This is a genomic window from Proteiniphilum propionicum (genome assembly GCF_022267555.1).
Taxonomy (GTDB): Bacteria; Bacteroidota; Bacteroidia; order Bacteroidales; family Dysgonomonadaceae; genus Proteiniphilum; species Proteiniphilum propionicum.
On the sequence record NZ_CP073586.1, the window covers coordinates 3,243,820 to 3,261,257 of the forward strand.

A 17,438-nucleotide genomic window follows, 5' to 3' on the forward strand; every position below is an offset into this window, starting at 1 on the left:
AATTACCATTTTGGATTTTGAACCATATTTATATTCTTGTTCACTTCGGAATAGGGAATGGGATAGAGATAGCGCCTCTCATTGAAAGGAGCCTGAATCAGATTGATCTCCTGATAAGAAGGGTTGCCCTGGCTTAGGACAATTTGCATTCCTTTGACCGGTTCCGAGAAAACATCTTCGGCAATCCTCCAGCGACGTATATCCCAGTAGCGATGCTCTTCAAATGCCAGCTCGATGCGTCTTTCATTCTGAATAGCTTCGCGCATTTTACTTTGTGACATGTTGCTTTCCAGACCATACTTCTGGTTGTCTCCGGGTTCAATTCCGGCTCTCCTGCGCAATGCAATCAGCACATCATATATCTCGTCGGAGGGTGTATCCAGATATTCATTTTCTGCTTCAGCGAAATTGAGTAGTATCTCCGCATACCGGAACATGATCCACAGGTGAAGCGTATTGCCATATTGATCAGCATTCTCAAAATCACCCAGAAACTTTCGCATATAGTAACTGGTTCTTGAGTACTGACCTGTAGCAGCAGGATTGTGAGGCCCTCCCTGATAGGTTTTCAACTGTGTGCCAAGCCAGTTCGATCCGTTGTGCAAGACTGTCTGGTCGAGTCTGGGATCACGGTTATCATAAGGTCTTTGAGGATTGTATGCGTATTTCGGACTTTCGCCACGTGCAAACCCGTCTTTCATCGGGAAAGCATTCACCAAGTTCTGAGTGGGGTTGGTACGTCCGTTTCCGAGCCTGATACCAGAGAAGCCCAAAGGTCCGTTTACCGTTTCCAATCCTGTGTTGTTTCCGGTATTCCGGAAGAAGATCAACTCAGGATTATCTCCCCCGTACCAGTTGGTAAAAATCTTACGGAAATCGGGAGCCAACTTGAATACATTGCTGCCATTCTCACCGTACGTATCCATAAAACTTCTTGCCGCATCGGCAGCATACTTCCAGCGTTCACGTTTATAAGAAGCGTACCCTACCAGCTCATTTCCTTCTTCCAGGGTGTTTCCGTTAAACAGAGGACTGGCAGCATATAGAAGCACCCTGGTCTTCAAGGCCAATGCCGCTTCGCGGGTTGCTACGTGCGCAAACTCCTCAGGGTATTCAAATGGAATGGTACGAAGTGAATCTTTGATCTCCTCAATTTCATTCACGATATAATCCACACAATCGGAAAATGTATTCCTTGGGAGCTCCAGATTATCTTCGAGTCCGAAGATCTGATCTCCGATCAAGGGTACCCCCCCGTAACGTTGAAGTAGTTCAAAATAGAAGTAAGCTCTTAAAAAACGTGCTTCGGCCTTCATCGATGCATTCAAGGGTCGTTTATTTCCCAAAGCATCGGTATAAAAGCTTTTGAACGGTACCACATCGATATTTTTGATCAGGATGTTGACCTTGCGAATAGAGGCATAATAATCGCCCCATTTCATATCAGAGTTTATCCGGTTGCTTGCTGTATATCTTCCCAGCAACAGTTTATATACATCGGGTTCATCATCCAGGGCAATGGAAAGGGCATTATCTGTAGCTGCCTCAAGATAGTCACCGCCCACACCATTGTGTCTGTTTGGCAATTGCTCATAAATCATGTTCAGGAATTGTCGCGCCTGTTTGCCCGTAGAGTCAGTCGTTGAAAAAACAAACTCATCGGTAAACCTGTCTACAGGCAGACTTTCGTAATTATCTGTACACGAGAGTTGTGTAAAGAAGATGATTCCGACAATCCATACAAAATATTTCAATCGTTTCATGTAAATCTTGATTTAAAATTTGAAATTAATTCCGGTACTCACACAACGCTGCAATGGAGCACTGGTAAAACTGACCTCAGGATCGACCCAGTTCTGCGCTGATTTTGTAAAAAGATTCTGTCCACTTACAAATAGTTTCACCCTCACACCTCCCAGCAATCTTTGAGAAACAGATACCGGCAGTGAATAGGCCAGGTGGATATTCTTCAGGCGGTAGAAATTACCCGATTTCATCCAGAGTGAGGAGTATTGATGGTTATACCCGTTTCCTCCGGCAGAGAGTCGCGGCAGAGTGGCTGTGGCAGCGTTCTCCGGTGTCCATCTGTTTAATAGAACCTGATACGCTTGTCCATAGCTCTGCCCGATAGATTGGAATCCTTCGGTGAGGGTTCTGTCACTGAGATAAATATCCCGGTTGTAGGCCCCCTGCCATAACATGGAGAATTCAACTCCGCGCCACTCAAAACCCAAGTTCGCACCAAAGTAGCTGAAGGGTTTATCTCCGCCAATCACAGTTCGGTCAAACTCATCAATGGTACCGTCCTTATTCATGTCCACATATTTCACATCTCCGGGCTGAATGTTTTCATAACCCTCCATCACGGGATAACCGTTCTTCAGGTCGCCAGCTGTAAGAAATCCGTCTGCTACAAGTCCGAAAAGTGCCCCTGCAGGACGACCTGTTTCCCGCAGATAATCATAGGGTACATTTTGTTCGTCCTTAAACAGGAGACGACTTTGCTCCGTACTCCAATTGGCCGACAAGTAATAATTGAGTGAGCCGACATGGTCCTGGTAAGTCAACCAAACATCTGTTCCAAATCTTCGCACTTTTCCAATATTTTCTGTAGGGAAAGAAATACCCATCAGCTCTATATTCTTGCCCCGTGTTTGCAATAGATCATAATATTTATCATTATAGTAGTCGACAGTCAATTGCAGGCGACGGTTAAAGAAAGATGCATCCAGACCCAGATTTACCTTTTGTGATTTTTCCCATGTTATAAAAGGATTCGCCAGCGCGCCGTACTCCCGAGTGAAGTATCCGTTGCTCATTGAGGAACCCTGGGGATAAGCAGCTGTAGTAATCTGCTCGAAGGTCTGTCGCCAGTCGTAGTAACCCGTATTGTCTATGCCATTTCCTGTTTTACCATATACGCCACGCAGTTTGAACTGATTGATGTTTTTATTGAACGAAGACATGAAATTCTCTTTACTGATGTCCCATCCAAGACCCACGGCGTGAAATGTACCCCAGCGACGCCCTTCGGCATACCGATTGTAATAGCTCTCGGTCAATGCCAACTGCACGAAATACTTGTCATCATAATCATATGACAATGTTTCCATCACGTTGGAGGGAATTTTAGGCAGTTCATTATTTACCAGTTCTGTTCTTGTATCTCCCAGCAAGGTGGCCTGAAAATTATGTTTGTCAAACCGACGCGTGTAATCCATGGCAAACTGACCATACATATACTGATAATTTGATTTGGCGAAGAAATTATTACTTTGAGGAGAGGAAGAACCATACATCGTATAGGAAGGTTCCACGGATCCCTCCTCCAGCTTCAACTGATAGACCGGTGCCCTTTTGGTTCGGGTAACGGAAGACCGGTTTTGGGTAGATACACTTCCGATGAAACGTGCACTCAATCCTTTTACCACTTTGTGAAAATCATACTTCAGGTTCATGGTCCCCAAAATATCCCTTGAGTTGTCGGCAATATAACCGGAATGAAGAGTCTGGGCCTTCAAATTGTTGTTGAAAGTAAGATTGCCACCCCAACTGTCGTTCGGGTTTTTCACCGGATAAGCATTGTTGGGTGTGGTGTAAATGGCATTCAACAAATCACTGTATCCAGTACCTGTACCTCCCGGCTGGTTGTTTTCCTGTAAACGGGCCAGTGCAGTGAGGGAAGCGGTAAAATCTTCCGTGACATTTATATTTACCTTTGAAGAGATCATGTAACGCTCAAACTGAAAATTGGTATTGTAACTGTTGGCCGGGTCAGTCTTAAATAATCCGTTTTCGTTATGATACCCAAGACTGATATAGTACTGTGCGACCCTCTCTCCACCCGATACATTCAGGTTATAAGACTGTGTAGTGGCATGGTCATTCAACAATTCATTCTGCCAGTTGACATCGGGATGGGTGAAAGGACTGCTCTGATCGAGATATTTTGCATAATCATCGTAATTGTAAAAAATCTCCTTATGATCATTCGACAATGCTTCATTTAACATATAAGCGTATTGTGAGGCAGAGAGTGGCTTTGGCTTGTTAATCATGCTTTGTACCCCAAACTGTCCTGTTAATGAGAGGTGAAAAGCTCCCTTCGATGGATTCTTTGTCGTAATTATCAGTGCGCCCCGTGAGCTTCGCATTCCTAAAAACATGGAGGAAAGTGCATCTTTTTGAATAGAAACAGACTCTATTGCTTCGGGATCAATCGATAACAGATCACGCTGCACTCCATCAATGACCACAATCGGGGAATTTCCCCGGGAGTTCAGAAAAAACTGCGAATTGTCACTTTCCGTTAAGCGGGTACCTCGGTATTGCGAAATATACAGTCCGGTCAACCGTCCTTGCAAAGCTTCTAAAATGGTTGACGAAACAGTTTTTGTCAGGTCGTCCGTGTATACGGTAGATGAAGCCCCCAAAAAAGCATCTTTTGGCTTACTTTCGCCATAAGGTCCGGTAACAGGTTGATTGTTCTGCAAAGCATTCTCTGTCAGATAAATCAAGTTCTCCCCACTGTTCTCCTGTGATACATTCAACGTGATTTCCTTGTAGAGGTAGTCGGGATGAGTAAGTGTAATTATTTTTCCTTTTTCGTATTCACAGGAAAAAAAGCCCTCACTGTTCGTCTGCGAAAAGGCATTTTCTCCCTTTGCTCTGATCACAACACCTGACACAGGGTTGTTCGCCTGGTCCAGAATCCTGCAAGTATACATTGCATTCCCTTTATCCTGTGCCATCATTTTTATCGGTCCCAGGCCCATGCAAAAGCAACAGATGACGCAAACAAATAAAGGGCAGTATTTTTTTGTAAATGAAATTGTGTACATACAAATAATTTTAGTTTTTAAACAATGATGAATCATTCACACAAAAACTCGAAATAAAAGGGAGCCATCTCTTCCGGGTTTTCTTCACCCAGAAGGGCATCATCATCCGTTTTGGAGATCACAATGGTTTCATTTTTATTTGTGAACCAATAATCCACAGATACAATGTGTTCATCATCATTGACACTGAAAAAATCTGAAGGCCAGATTGTAATACTATAGGTATCAGAAAAGGCGTTTTCTTTTGTCAACTGTGTTTTTCCACTCTTTTCATTCACTGTGTAACGATTCCCAGCATCAGTGACAGCAATTGCTTTCAGGTAGACTTCTCCCGATTTGGAGAGTGCATTATCCAGGTTTACGGCACCATTGAAACTGAAAGTCACAAAATCATCCTGCAACGATGCCAGTGGCTGCACTTTATTGTAGTGATCATTGCAATAGTCGATTGTAAGACCTTTTCCATCCACGACTTCGAAGCATTCATCGCTGAATTTCACCTTTTTATGATCACCACCGTTGCTAAAACCATCATCGGTGTGATTCACAAAGAATCCCAGCGTTGCTTTCATATTTTGTTCTCCCACATTCGTCCGAATGTAAATGGTATAATTGGGATTGGCATTATTGACGATATCCCATGAGTCGTCGGTCCAAAAAACCACCCATTCCATGTCATCCAGCACGTTGGGACCCACACCATACTCCTGTGTCAATGCTTCCACCCAGGTGCGTCCTCCGCCGTTCTTGGGCAAGGATGTTTCTGGAATTAATGACATGGTTTTTTCCTGATTGGGATCCTCAGCAAGGTCATTTTTGTAGGTAACCTTCGCGTTCTGCGACACTTTCCAACTCTTTGGAGCAAGGAAACCCACCACAAATTTTACACCGTTATGATCTTCATGGCATTCAATGTGTCCCTTGAGCGTAAATGTAGCGATGTCTCCCGCTTTTGCCCAGGCTACTTCTTCTCCGTCATATATCTGCGTTACTTTTACTGAATCAAGGTATACACAGCTAAACATGATTAATCCCAGCAAAAGCAAAATCGTGTAGAATGCTTTTTTCTCCCGGATTGTTTGTATCATTTTTTTCATCAGATTATCTCCTTTTTATTGTTGATCTGTTCTGTTAAATACATAAGTATAAACGTTGCTGAAACAGCCAGGACTAAGGTCAATAGAGAGTGAACGCTTTCCGTTTACAATCATATATTCAATTTCAACGTTTACTTCCTCCGAGCTTCCCCCTTCTTCCTCAAATATCAGGTGAAAAGGGTAAAGAGGATCGTCCACTTGCCATCTCCCGTTATTTTTTACCACAAAAGGCAGGTAGTTTTCAATCACATAGTTTCCATTTTCTTTCAGTTCGAGGCTGAATTTGGAAAAGTCCATCAGTCCGGTAATATCAATTCCGTTGCGTGTTACTTTTTCCAGCTTCCAGATCCCGCTCAAGTCCTTGTGAGTTTCTTCATACACGTCGCTCTCCGTCGCACTAAATTTGTTACATGCATTCAACACGATCATGGAGAGCAGCACAAAAGCCACTTTTATTATCTTGTTTTTCATATGATTCTTTTATTTTTTTACGCTCACACTATTAATCATAAAAAGGATTCTGTAACAAATCTGGCGATTTTACTGTCTCCTGATAGGGGATAGGCCAAAAGTACATACCCTGACGGAATACATGTTTTCTCACATCAAACTCACGCCAGGTTTTATTACCATTTGCTTCTCTGGTAATTTCCATTCCACGCATCATGACATTGTCTGTCTGCTCTGCGATCTTCCAGCGACGCACGTCGAAGAATCGGAAACCCTCAAATGCAAGTTCCAGACGACGTTCCAGACGAATAGCATCTCTCATCTCCTCCTTGCTCATATGGGATTTAAGACCATACATTCCATCTTCACCCGCTTGGATACCAGCGCGTTTTCGAATGAGTTTCAAGGCTGTATAGACACTCATCTCCTGTTCACCAAGGAACTCAGTATAATCAGGGCCAAAAAACTCGTTGGCCGCTTCGGCATAGTTAAGTAATATCTCTGCATATCTTATCAGAGGACGATTCTGTGGCGGCTCGAGCCAATAATTGGCAGAAGCATTCCGATGAATCATTTTGCGGATATAATACCCGGTGGGAGTCCCGCTGTGCACCGCATCCTGCGTAGCCCCCCTACCCTGACGGGTGTATACAATATGATCTGCATTGCCTCCGCTGTAAACCTTACAACTGTCATAGATCACCGTATTTGCGAACCGGGGATCTCTGTTCAGGTTGGGCCGCAACGGATTGTAGGGATATGCACTTTCACCTATCGGCTTACCGTCAATCATCGGAAAGGCATTGGCAAGATCACCGTATACATAACCAGCATCGCCGCCACCGCCGCATGAAGGAGGATCCAGAAAAGACATCACCGTGACACCATGACGATCTTTTTTCTCGAAAATCAATTCGCAATAGGCTCCCATATCAAATGTCTGCCCTTCGTATTGCGTAATATTATTAAAATCGGGCGGAAAGAAGATCGCGTAAAATCCAAATCCCGGTTCATATTCCTTGCGATCATTCAAATGATAATCAAACAATCGGAAGTTACCGCTCATCGTCAGCATATTCCTTGCCGCGTCGAGTGCCAGTTTCCACCTGTTCTCATCGTAGGTGGGATAACCCAGCAGTTCTTTTGTATCTTCGGTACCAAATCCGCTCCCGTTGTATAAAGGACTGGCTGCATATAACAAGACACGGGATATCAGGCTCCTGCAAACAGCTTCGCTCACCCTTCCATTGTTACGACCCCTTGTGCGTGGTTGCAGGGTATGTGATTTCAGGACTGCTTCGGCCTCTGTTACAATGTAATCCACACACTCGGCAAAAGTGTTGCGACTGGTTTTCATTTCATCCTCCGCACCATAGACCTCATCTCCAATCAACGGTATCCCTCCGTAGTGACGTAAAAGGATAAAATAATACCATGCCCTGAGCGCTCTGGCTTCCGATTTATACTGTTGTTTTGTGGATTCAATAATCGGCGCTCCGTCAACTTTTTTCAAAAAAACATTCGCCCGACGGATGTTCCGGTAACATTTTTCCCAGACATCTGCCGTGACCGTCACAGGATTGATGGTTCCGGTAGCAAACATCATCCCGGTGGAAATGGCATTCGACTGAACAAACTCAGCTTCGTCGCTGGCAACCTGCAACCCTCCTCCTTTCGTACCCCAGCCATTGAAGCGGTTGAGGTCGGTATCAAATCCTACATCCACATAGATCTGGGTTAGAAAACCGGCGGTATACGCACTGTCGGAAAAGACTTTGTTCTCATCCAAATCTGTCGTTTGGGTCTGATCCAGAAAGTCATTGTTGCAAGAGGCCAGACTCCAGACAAAAAAAAGGAATAAAGTAAATTTCAAAGAATTCTTCATAGTAAACCATTATTCAAATAAATACTCATTTTTTTAAGACTCTATTTTTTTATGTATATTTTTTATGTATATTTTTTATGTTGACAGAATGCATCGATTAAATTCATGTGTCAGAGTTTGATCAGTTCAACCTTCAATGCTTCAGGTCTATTTTCGCGGTATATCTGATCGGTCAGATGCTGTTGTTCTTCGATGGTATTTTTACGAACACTTTCACTCCTTAAATGAAGCCAGTATTTATGGTTCCAGTTCACAAACGGATCAATCTCTCGGTATTTAAGGAGCGTATCCACAGCCGCTTCATCTCCTTTCCACAACATTCCTGTTCTACGCATCAAATGATATTCCATCCAGTAATACTCTCTCATTTCCCTTTCCATCAACCAGCGCTGCTCGTTCAACCTGGCTATTTTCTGTGCTCTCTCGTATTGCGGGGTATTTCCATAAGAAGCCAGGTTGATTCCCCGTCTTAACTGGTATGCCGTAAAACGGGCAATCTCCTTTCCTCCAATTTTTAGCAAGTAGTATCCATCTGGTAACCCTGCTACAGTCAATACTTCCTGGTTCAGCTCCTCCATAAATGGAATCACCTTCAAGCCATCAGCCTGATTGTGCAATTCATTGTCATAATAGGATGAATCGATAGGAAAAGGAAGTGATTTTGCCAGATAAGTAAAACAAATATTTTGTGCAGAAACAGAAAGATCTGAAACAGTACAATTCACTGCATGCGTAATGGCTTTCCCTGCAGCATAGATGGAAATATCAGCGACCGGATTACCAGCCAGACCCTGTGCTCTTAGGAAAAGATAAGCCATGACCAGATGACCGTCTGTGGAAGGATGAATGCGATCACGTCCGCACAAAGTGAAGGTAGAATCAAACTGTTGTTCCCGTTGATTGATTGCGACCATGGGACGGTTGAAATCAATAAAATACCATTGATTATCCGCAGCTCGCTTCGCCAGATAATCTGAGATATCCGCAATCAGATTGTTTTTCCCAGGAAAAGGGACTTTATTCAGTTTTGAAGTTTCATCATACGGTGAACTACCAATCAGTATTTTTTTTACGCGCGGTTGTTTTTTCAGGATCTTCTCCATCTGTTGATAATGATTCAGGGAGGTTTTTACATTTCTCTCTCCGATTGTATCATTTCCAGGAAGCGTAAAATCCATATACCCCACATCGTTCATCCCAAAAGTGAGGGTCACAATGGTGGGACGATGCTCAAACACTTTATCCATTCTCTGTGACATTTGTTGTACCACATCACCACCGATCCCTTCATTAAAGATATCGATCCGCATTCCCGGAAAATGGGTCATATAATAAAGCCAGATATAAGAGTGATAACGACCACCGCAGGTGATGCTGTTTCCTATAAAAGCAACCCGTTCGCCCTCTTTGAAAACGGGAATACTTTGTGCGCTCATATGAAGGGCGACTGACAGCAGATAAATAACGACTACAATTTTTTTCATTCTATAATTGATATAAATGAGATAATTTCTTTTCTAATTCAAACCCGGCTGCGGCAACACAAACTCTACATCGTATGTGCCACTTTTCAGAAAGAGGTCGCCCTCCAAAGAAAGTTCATCCTCATTCAGTGTCCCTTTTTGTGTATGTTTGGGTACAAGAACTGTAGCCTCCACTCCCGCGGGCAACAAGAAGTGCATCCGTTGCACGTTGTCTTTCACTTCCCATTTCAGGATGATGGTCCCGTAGGGAGTCTCCTTGGTCGTATGCGCCCATGTCACTCCTTCGGGGATCTGCGGCTCAATAAAAACATGCTGATAACCAGGGTACTGCTCATCGGGGCGGATTCCTCCCACAGCCTGGTAGAACCAACTACCAATACCGTTGTAGCAATTATGAACCCTGCTGCGTTCACCGCTCCAGTATTCCCAGGTGGTGGTGGCATTGTTTTGGAGCATGTAGAGATAACCGGGATAATCCCGCTGCTTTAACATGTCATACATAAAATCTGCTTCCCTGTTCCGGATTGTCCATTCAGTTAGAATGGGCACTCCAACCAATCCGGCTGCAATATGACCCTTGTGCTGCTCCTTGGTCCGGGAAATCAACTGATCTCTCACTTTTCCGATCAACTCCTCTGGCACTGCTCCCACCAGCATGGGATAGGACATATCGAGCTGCGATCCTGTGGCATAGATATTCATTTCGGCATCGAAGAATGTTTGATGAATCAACTTGTTCAGTACAGCGCTTTTATCGGCAAAAAGCTGTGCCTCATCCGGCTTATCAAGTTGTAAGGCAATCTTCTCCAGTGTTTGCAAACACTCGCTGATAAAACAGTTGTTCACCAGATCAATGGAAGACTGAGCACCGGTATCCACTCCGTATGGAGCAAGCCAGTCCCCCAGATACCAGTCACGGTAGGGGGTATCCGGCCAGCGTTTTAACAAGCCCTCCACGGTATATTTATCCACATAGCTCATCCACTGTTTCATTGCATCGTAGTAGAGCTCCAGGGGACGGGGATCGCCATAGTTGACAAAAGTCCGCCAGGGAGCCAGCACCATGAATCCGCACCAATAAGGTCCCCCACCTCCTGCACCGGGATTTGGCGCCACATGAGGCAAGCTGCCTCCCTCACGCATTACATCTTTCCAGCTCTGTAACCAGTTCATATAGGTGGGCGATACATCAAACATCGTCTGGAGCGCTTGTGTTGATGAGTTCCCGTCGCCGCCGTAACCGGTGCGCTCCAGATGGGGACAATCCACCATATAACCGCTAAATGTGAGACAACGCAGGGTATAATTGACCATGTCATGAATAGCATTCAGCTCATTGTCGGAACATCTGAACGTTGCCGCCGGCTGATAATCACCGTGTATCAGATATGCTTTTATCTGACTGGAAGTGGGCCTCTCCGGCAGATTGGCAATCTTGGCATAACGGAAAGCGTGATGGTTGAATTTATTTCGAAACAGATCCCCTTCCCTGCCGGAAGCAATGTATAGATCCCGTTCACCCTGCTCTTCAATTTGACCCTCTTTGGTCATGAAATCGCTGTATGTAACTACGATCTCGTGTCCTGCATTGAGTGCAGGAACCGACAGTTCGAACCATCCCGTCACCATTTTTCCCATATCTACGAGCCAGGTATCGTTGCCCAATGCTTCGATACTCTTTGGGGAAAGTACCTCCTGTATCCTGTTGGTTTCACACATTTGAGATGAAACCTGATGAGGCGTAATGGCCATCACTTTTGCCGGCTCCCATTTCAATCTATCCAGGTTCTCGGATGTCAAACAAGCCGGAAGAAGTCGACCGTCTATTCTTTCTCCTCCGAACTGCAGGGCCTGCCATGTTCCAGTGTCTGCGTATCCGCTCGCGCGACCGCTCCAGAAAGCATCTGTCGCCACAATCTGTCGCCATTTCCCCTGCTGCAGGGTACACATTTCGGCTCTTACTACCGGTCCGTCGTGTTCAGCTCCGAAAGTTGTCTTCTTATACCATCCCTGTCCGAGCCATAGCACGATTTCGTTTTTTCCCTGCTGCAGATAAGAGGTCACGTCATAGGTAACCACCAACGAACGTTTATTTAACTGCGATACGGCAGGCGATAACACATCCTCTCCTACTTTTTTCCCGTTGATGTATATTTCGTGATAACCCAAAGAATTGACATGCAAGAATGTGACACCTCGTTCGTTGACAACAAATGATTTTCTCAGGAGAGGCGATCTGACATCTCCCCCACCCAATCCAATATATGCTCCCTTCAGATAATCCTTCGCTACGATACCCACAGCAAAACGTTGCACAGGGCTCCAATCAGAAGTTTTCCCATGCTCATCCCATACGCGTACCCTCCAATAGCAAAGCAAGCGGGATCTCAAGGAGGCTCCCTGATAGGGAACCATCACCGAGGCGGATGAGTGAATGCGGGTATTCCACAAATCGGCTTTCCCTTTATCAAACAGCACACTATCTGTAGCGACCTGAATTTCAAAGGATTGTTGCCTCGCGATGGAATCCCCTTTTAATTTCCAACTGAAGTGTGGCGCCAGGTTATCTATGCCTATTGGATTTATGAGGTTCTCACAACGCAGATCCACAAGACTGATCGGCTTGGCAATCAAAAAATAGAAATTGCAAAAAGCGCATAAAAGAAACAAGATACTTTTCCGCATGATACTAAATTTTTTCATTGTTGTGTGGACGGGTCATATACGGCCACTGCCACTTTTGAATCGGCACATCCATAATAAAGAAACCATTTTTGTTGAAAATAGACCAACCCTTCAATAAAGACTGTTCCGGCAGGATATTGTCCGCTCTTCTCAAACTCTTCTTCGGGAAACAGAAAAGGTTTATCCAGTCGTGTAATCAATTTTTCAGGATCATTTTTATCGAATAGAGCCTGTCCGGCACAGTATGCATTCGGTGCATATTGGTGATCACCCTCTCCTTCTTTGTTCTTTCCATTATACAACAGAATAATACCCTCTTCCGTCCAAATGGCAGGAGGTCCGCATTCAGTCAGATCACTGTCGAAACAACCCTTTCTGGGTGACATCAAGACCGCCAGTTCATTGTCTTCATTCAGAATGGGCGTCCAGTTGAGCAGGTCGGTAGATGTAGCACCATAAATCACATACTCGCCCCAATACATGAAGTAATGTCCATTTATCTTTTTGATGACCTGTCGATCATTCTTCAGGCAGGTCAGGATGCTGGATGCTTTTGACCACTCATTCAGGAAGCGGCCTTCGTATGCTTTAGCAAATGCAGGCCCCTGTTTTTCCCAGTGAATCAAGTCTGTAGAGGTAGCTACGCACAATCGGGCCGTTTTTCTGTCCCACGAAGTGTAAAAAAGCACAAAAGTACCCTCTTCGGTCACTGCTATACGGGGGTCCTCGCATCCTCCCGGCCATTCGTATGCTTTGTTCTGGTCGCTATCCGGGTAGATCACCGGAGCGTTCCTTTTATTCATTGTATATCCATCAGGGGATTCGGCCAATCCGATTCTTGAAACACGCGTACCTATACCCACCGATGAGTTGTCTTCTGCGCGGTACAAGAGATGTAGCTTTTCTCCTTTTACCACGACTCCAGGATTGAACACATCCCCTTTCTCCCAAAAAACATCGCTGTTATTCATTGGACAGTGAAACAGCGCTGTTGTGTCGGGAACAATGATTGGATTCACGTACCTGGGGCGGACAAATTCCCCCAGGGGAAAAGCAGGTTCATATTCCTGGTTGGAATGATTGCAGGAACAGAACAGGAGAACCAACGAAGTGATTCCGAGAATTGTTGTAACAAAAGGGGTACGATTATTTTTAAATTTCATTAAAATTAAATCTGAAAATATTGGTAAGATTTCTCTTGATATTGTATTGTGTCATTTTTTCCAAACACACAAATTTACGCGCAAAACGGGAGGATTCCATTTCAAAGTAGCGCATAAAGTAAAACTATTGAAAGGGCAAAATCCTTATTCCTCTCATTACATACATATTAGCGACACAATGATCGATCCCTTTGGTAAACCATTTTGAAGAAAATAAATCGCTTTTCTTGCAAAAAAACGGATCTTGACTTAAAGGGTATTAAAAAAAAAGGTGTGACATTCGATCTTTAAATTATATATTTTTTATTTTGCCTTTTTAAAAAAACCCAGTATTTTTAACCAATGAAAAGGCATATGCTTGCCCTTCCTGATCAAAGTTTGACACTGTAACAATAGAATAAATGATGAATAAAAGAAAAGCGACTCGAATTGTGAGAGGCCAACATGCGGTAGATGGCGCCGGTGTTCGTTTACGCAGGGTATTGGGTGCAGAAACCAATCCCGATTTCGATCCATTTCTCATGCTCGATGGATTTGACTCCTCAGATCCAAAGGATTATATCAAAGGGTTCCCCTGGCACCCGCACAGAGGCATCGAAACGATCACCTACCTGGTGAAAGGCAAAATTGAACATGGCGACAGCCTGGGCAACAAGGGAACCATCCATGACCAGGAGTGCCAGTGGATGACAGCCGGATCGGGAATCATCCATCAGGAGATGCCGAAAGCGTCGGAGAGGATGCTGGGGTGCCAGCTCTGGGTCAACCTGCCGGCAAAAGATAAGATGACCGAACCCGCCTATGGTGATATCACGAAGGACAAGATTGTCGTTACAACGGAAGAAAATGCGGTTGTCAGGATACTGGCAGGCTCTTATAAAGGAAAACAAGGCGTCTTTGAAGGCAAGTATGTGAAGGTTACCTACCTTGATATCGATCTTGCACCCGATAGTACATGGACCTACACGGAAACCCCAAACAATGAAACGCTGTTCATCTATCTGCTGGACGGGACATTGGCTGTGGATGAGCAGCTCTCGGATTTTGAAGAGAAGTCGTGTGCCGTTTTATTTCGTTCCGCCAATCCCGATGAAGAGACAAACGATGCAGTCGTTGTACGCTCAGGAAATCAGGGTGCCCGTTTTGTGCTGCTGGCAGCCAAACCACTCCGTGAACCTGTCGCTTGGGGTGGCCCCATTGTGATGAACAGCCGGGAAGAGTTGCAACAGGCTTTCGACGAACTGGATCGCGGCACTTTTATCAAACGAGTCAATTAAACACCCTGTTTTCATTTAATGAATCATTTTCATTGACCTGTTCATCGGAGTCCAGGAATTCTTCTTCGTTATATCGGCTGGCCTCGCTTTGGTCGGGATCGATCTCCAGGTCGATATCCATATCCAATTCAGGGTCCCATTCCGGATCTTCATCCAGGTCGATGTCCGGATCCTCATCCAAATCTGTCTCCAGGTCGAAGTCGTTGATATTATCCTCCTCCGTTATATATTGGCTCGGATCTTTTTCCATTTTCCGGCTCTTTCCGTCAAAATCTTTCATTGCATTCATAATTAGATGATTTATGCTGTATCTGATGCATCTCAGTACATTTTTAGAACCGCAGAAAGAAACAAAATGTTCTTGAACACGTACGAATTGTGTTTTTTTTAACGCTCCACCTGAACCCAAGGTAATACAAAAGTTGCTATCCCCCACTATCCCTTATTATCATCCAAACTAAATATTTGGAAGGATAGCGTTGGCAAAGTTGGACGGTACTGTATCTTCCTGAACTGGTACAACTCCTAATATCGCTCTAATATAGTCATAATGTACTCCTAATAGGAATGGAGTTGATAAGGCTTACATTAAACCGAAATCAGGTGAAAACAAGATGATAAAATAACTTTGACCATCAGCTGGAATAAGCTACTTCAAAGAATTTACTTACTTTTGTTCTCTTTACTTTATATTTAAAAAATACGACTATGAGAAAGATGACATGCTTATTAGCTTTGTTTATTAGCATTAGTTTATTTGCTAGTGAAAGAGTTAATATTTGGCCAAAGGATAAAATGCCACATAGGCAAGACCATCAGATTGCTGCCATGACAGACGAGGCCAGGCAAAAAGATTTTAAAGCGGACAAGAATCGGGTCGCTTACTTGGAATGGTACGATGCACCAGCTGAGGAAGTACGCAATGGAGGATGTATGATTCTTATTTCGGGCGGTGGTTACGAGTCCTGTTGTGATATGGAACTCATTAAACTATGGAACAAAACATTTACGCAATTAGGATTTCAATGTGTGAACTTTGTATATAGGACGCCCAGACCCGTGGGGCTGCCAATTTATCAAACTGCATGGGAAGATGGACAACGTGCTGTTCGTAAAGTTCGAAGCGAAGCAAGGAAACGTGGATTTGATCCGGAAAGGATTGGAGTTATCTCCATGTCGGCAGGTTCGCATTTAGCCTTGCTATTGGCTACCAGTTCGCAAACTTCGGCTTATGATAAAATAGACCCGATAGACGAGCTGCCTTGTCATATCAATTGGGCGATTGTGAATGCCCCGGCTTATGGTACTACCGATGCCGAAACAGGCATACCTGCAAGCCGACAAGGATATGGAACGGATGTAAAATTGAGTTCAGTTTTTAAATTTGATGAACGAACCTGCCCAATGAGTCTTCATCACGGAGGAACCGACGTTTATGCTCCACATACTTCAACATTGGTTTACCGGCAACTCAGACGAATGAATATTCCTGCCGAATTACACCTGTATGCGGATAAGGGACATGGCGCTTTCGGACTGGAAAGAGGAATTGAATTTATGCGCCAAATGGGATATATGGGTAAGTTAGAAGAAGAGGTGGAGTTGATGGAGCGCTATGCCGATGATAGCGACCGCCTTGATTACTCGAAAATGGATATCTGGCCAGAGGGAAAAACACCAGATATTCAGCCTAATCAGTGTACACCATATCTAGAATGGCATACACCAAAGAACCTGAAAACAAAGGCAATACAGATTATCTATTCGGGAGGAAGTTATACAGGAAACGACCCGGATGGTTTTGAGGTAGCACCTGCGCGTCGTTTCCTGAATGAAAAGGGGATGACGGTAGTAACCTTAAAGTATCGTACACCTCGGCCTACAACTGGGTTGGCTAAGCATACAACTGCCTGGCAAGACTTGCAGCGTACCATTAAAATTGTACGAAGCGAAGCGGCTAAGCGCGGACTTGATCCGGGACGAATTGGTATCATGGGCAGTTCGGCAGGCGGACACCTAACTTTAATGGGAGTTACTTCGTCTTCACATCGGTCTTATTTGCCTATTGACGCAATTGACAAACAGCCTTGTCATGTGCAGTGGGGGATTGGCTTTTATCCTGCCTATGCACTGACCGATGGATTGAATCAACCCAATGTGAAAAAAGGAAATGAAGATGATGCTGTATTGGCTCCGGAATTCTCATTCGATTTGAAAACTGCTCCTATGCTGTTTATACACGGAGATGCCGATGGATGGGCAGCCATGAACTCAGTAAAGACTTGGGAGAAAATTCTACAAATAGGCATTCAGAGTGAACTTCATACCTTGGCTACTCGCGAACATTGTTTCCAGCGAAAAGCTTCTCCGGAAACAGGAAGTTATACCCACCTGGAACGTATTTGGGAGTTTCTTACCGCAAAGGAATTTAATAAATAAAAGTTTCGTGTAAGTTTTCAGTCTAAAGATTACCTCTGGAAGTTTATTTAATTTTTTGCAAAAAACTCTTTTTAGGATATTTTTCTTTTCAAAATTTTTTTTCGTGAGAAGGTTCGC

Annotated in this window: 11 protein-coding genes; 2 read left to right on the forward strand and 9 right to left on the reverse strand. The window is 44.2% G+C overall.

The genetic code is table 11. The annotated features are described in order from the left end of the window. Nucleotides 1–2 precede the first annotated feature (2 nt). The 8 genes from KDN43_RS13450 to KDN43_RS13485 form a co-directional block, all read right to left on the reverse strand. Entirely contained in the window at nucleotides 3–1,763 is a 1,761-nt protein-coding gene (locus tag KDN43_RS13450) for a RagB/SusD family nutrient uptake outer membrane protein (RefSeq protein ID WP_238866916.1), read from the reverse strand. Between the two features lie 12 nt (nucleotides 1,764–1,775). Continuing rightward, the gene (locus KDN43_RS13455; protein ID WP_238866918.1) at nucleotides 1,776–4,841 is read right to left on the reverse strand and encodes a SusC/RagA family TonB-linked outer membrane protein; all 3,066 of its coding nucleotides are present in this window, start codon (nucleotides 4,839–4,841) and stop codon (nucleotides 1,776–1,778) included. A 32-nt stretch (nucleotides 4,842–4,873) separates the two neighbouring features. Then, nucleotides 4,874–5,938, reverse strand: coding sequence for a DUF4961 domain-containing protein (locus KDN43_RS13460; RefSeq protein ID WP_238866920.1), 1,065 nt, complete (start codon nucleotides 5,936–5,938; stop codon nucleotides 4,874–4,876). A gap of 15 nt (nucleotides 5,939–5,953) precedes the next feature. Beyond that, entirely contained in the window at nucleotides 5,954–6,409 is a 456-nt protein-coding gene (locus tag KDN43_RS13465; protein ID WP_238866921.1) for a DUF5004 domain-containing protein, read from the reverse strand. 31 nt (nucleotides 6,410–6,440) lie between these two features. Next, nucleotides 6,441–8,273 (reverse strand): RagB/SusD family nutrient uptake outer membrane protein, encoded by a 1,833-nt coding sequence (locus KDN43_RS13470; RefSeq protein ID WP_238866923.1) that lies wholly within the window; start codon nucleotides 8,271–8,273, stop codon nucleotides 6,441–6,443. 110 nt (nucleotides 8,274–8,383) lie between these two features. Next, the gene (locus KDN43_RS13475) at nucleotides 8,384–9,757 is read right to left on the reverse strand and encodes an SGNH/GDSL hydrolase family protein (protein ID WP_238866924.1); all 1,374 of its coding nucleotides are present in this window, start codon (nucleotides 9,755–9,757) and stop codon (nucleotides 8,384–8,386) included. A gap of 33 nt (nucleotides 9,758–9,790) precedes the next feature. Further along, complete coding sequence (locus tag KDN43_RS13480; protein ID WP_238866925.1) at nucleotides 9,791–12,442, reverse strand: alpha-L-rhamnosidase; 2,652 nt, start codon at nucleotides 12,440–12,442, stop codon at nucleotides 9,791–9,793. A 14-nt stretch (nucleotides 12,443–12,456) separates the two neighbouring features. Beyond that, nucleotides 12,457–13,605: a glycoside hydrolase family 130 protein gene (locus KDN43_RS13485; RefSeq protein ID WP_238866926.1), complete on the reverse strand. Its 1,149-nt coding sequence runs from the start codon at nucleotides 13,603–13,605 to the stop codon at nucleotides 12,457–12,459. Between the two features lie 401 nt (nucleotides 13,606–14,006). Between KDN43_RS13485 and KDN43_RS13490 the strand changes: the two genes are divergently transcribed. Continuing rightward, the gene (locus tag KDN43_RS13490; RefSeq protein WP_238866927.1) at nucleotides 14,007–14,882 is read left to right on the forward strand and encodes a pirin family protein; all 876 of its coding nucleotides are present in this window, start codon (nucleotides 14,007–14,009) and stop codon (nucleotides 14,880–14,882) included. On the opposite strand, the gene KDN43_RS13495 is transcribed toward KDN43_RS13490, so the two are convergent. Beyond that, nucleotides 14,875–15,171 (reverse strand): hypothetical protein, encoded by a 297-nt coding sequence (locus tag KDN43_RS13495; protein ID WP_238866929.1) that lies wholly within the window; start codon nucleotides 15,169–15,171, stop codon nucleotides 14,875–14,877. The genes KDN43_RS13490 and KDN43_RS13495 overlap by 8 nt on opposite strands. Nucleotides 15,172–15,677: 506 nt before the next feature. Between KDN43_RS13495 and KDN43_RS13500 the strand changes: the two genes are divergently transcribed. Further along, the gene (locus tag KDN43_RS13500) at nucleotides 15,678–17,321 is read left to right on the forward strand and encodes an alpha/beta hydrolase (protein WP_238866931.1); all 1,644 of its coding nucleotides are present in this window, start codon (nucleotides 15,678–15,680) and stop codon (nucleotides 17,319–17,321) included. Nucleotides 17,322–17,438: the final 117 nt, after the last annotated feature.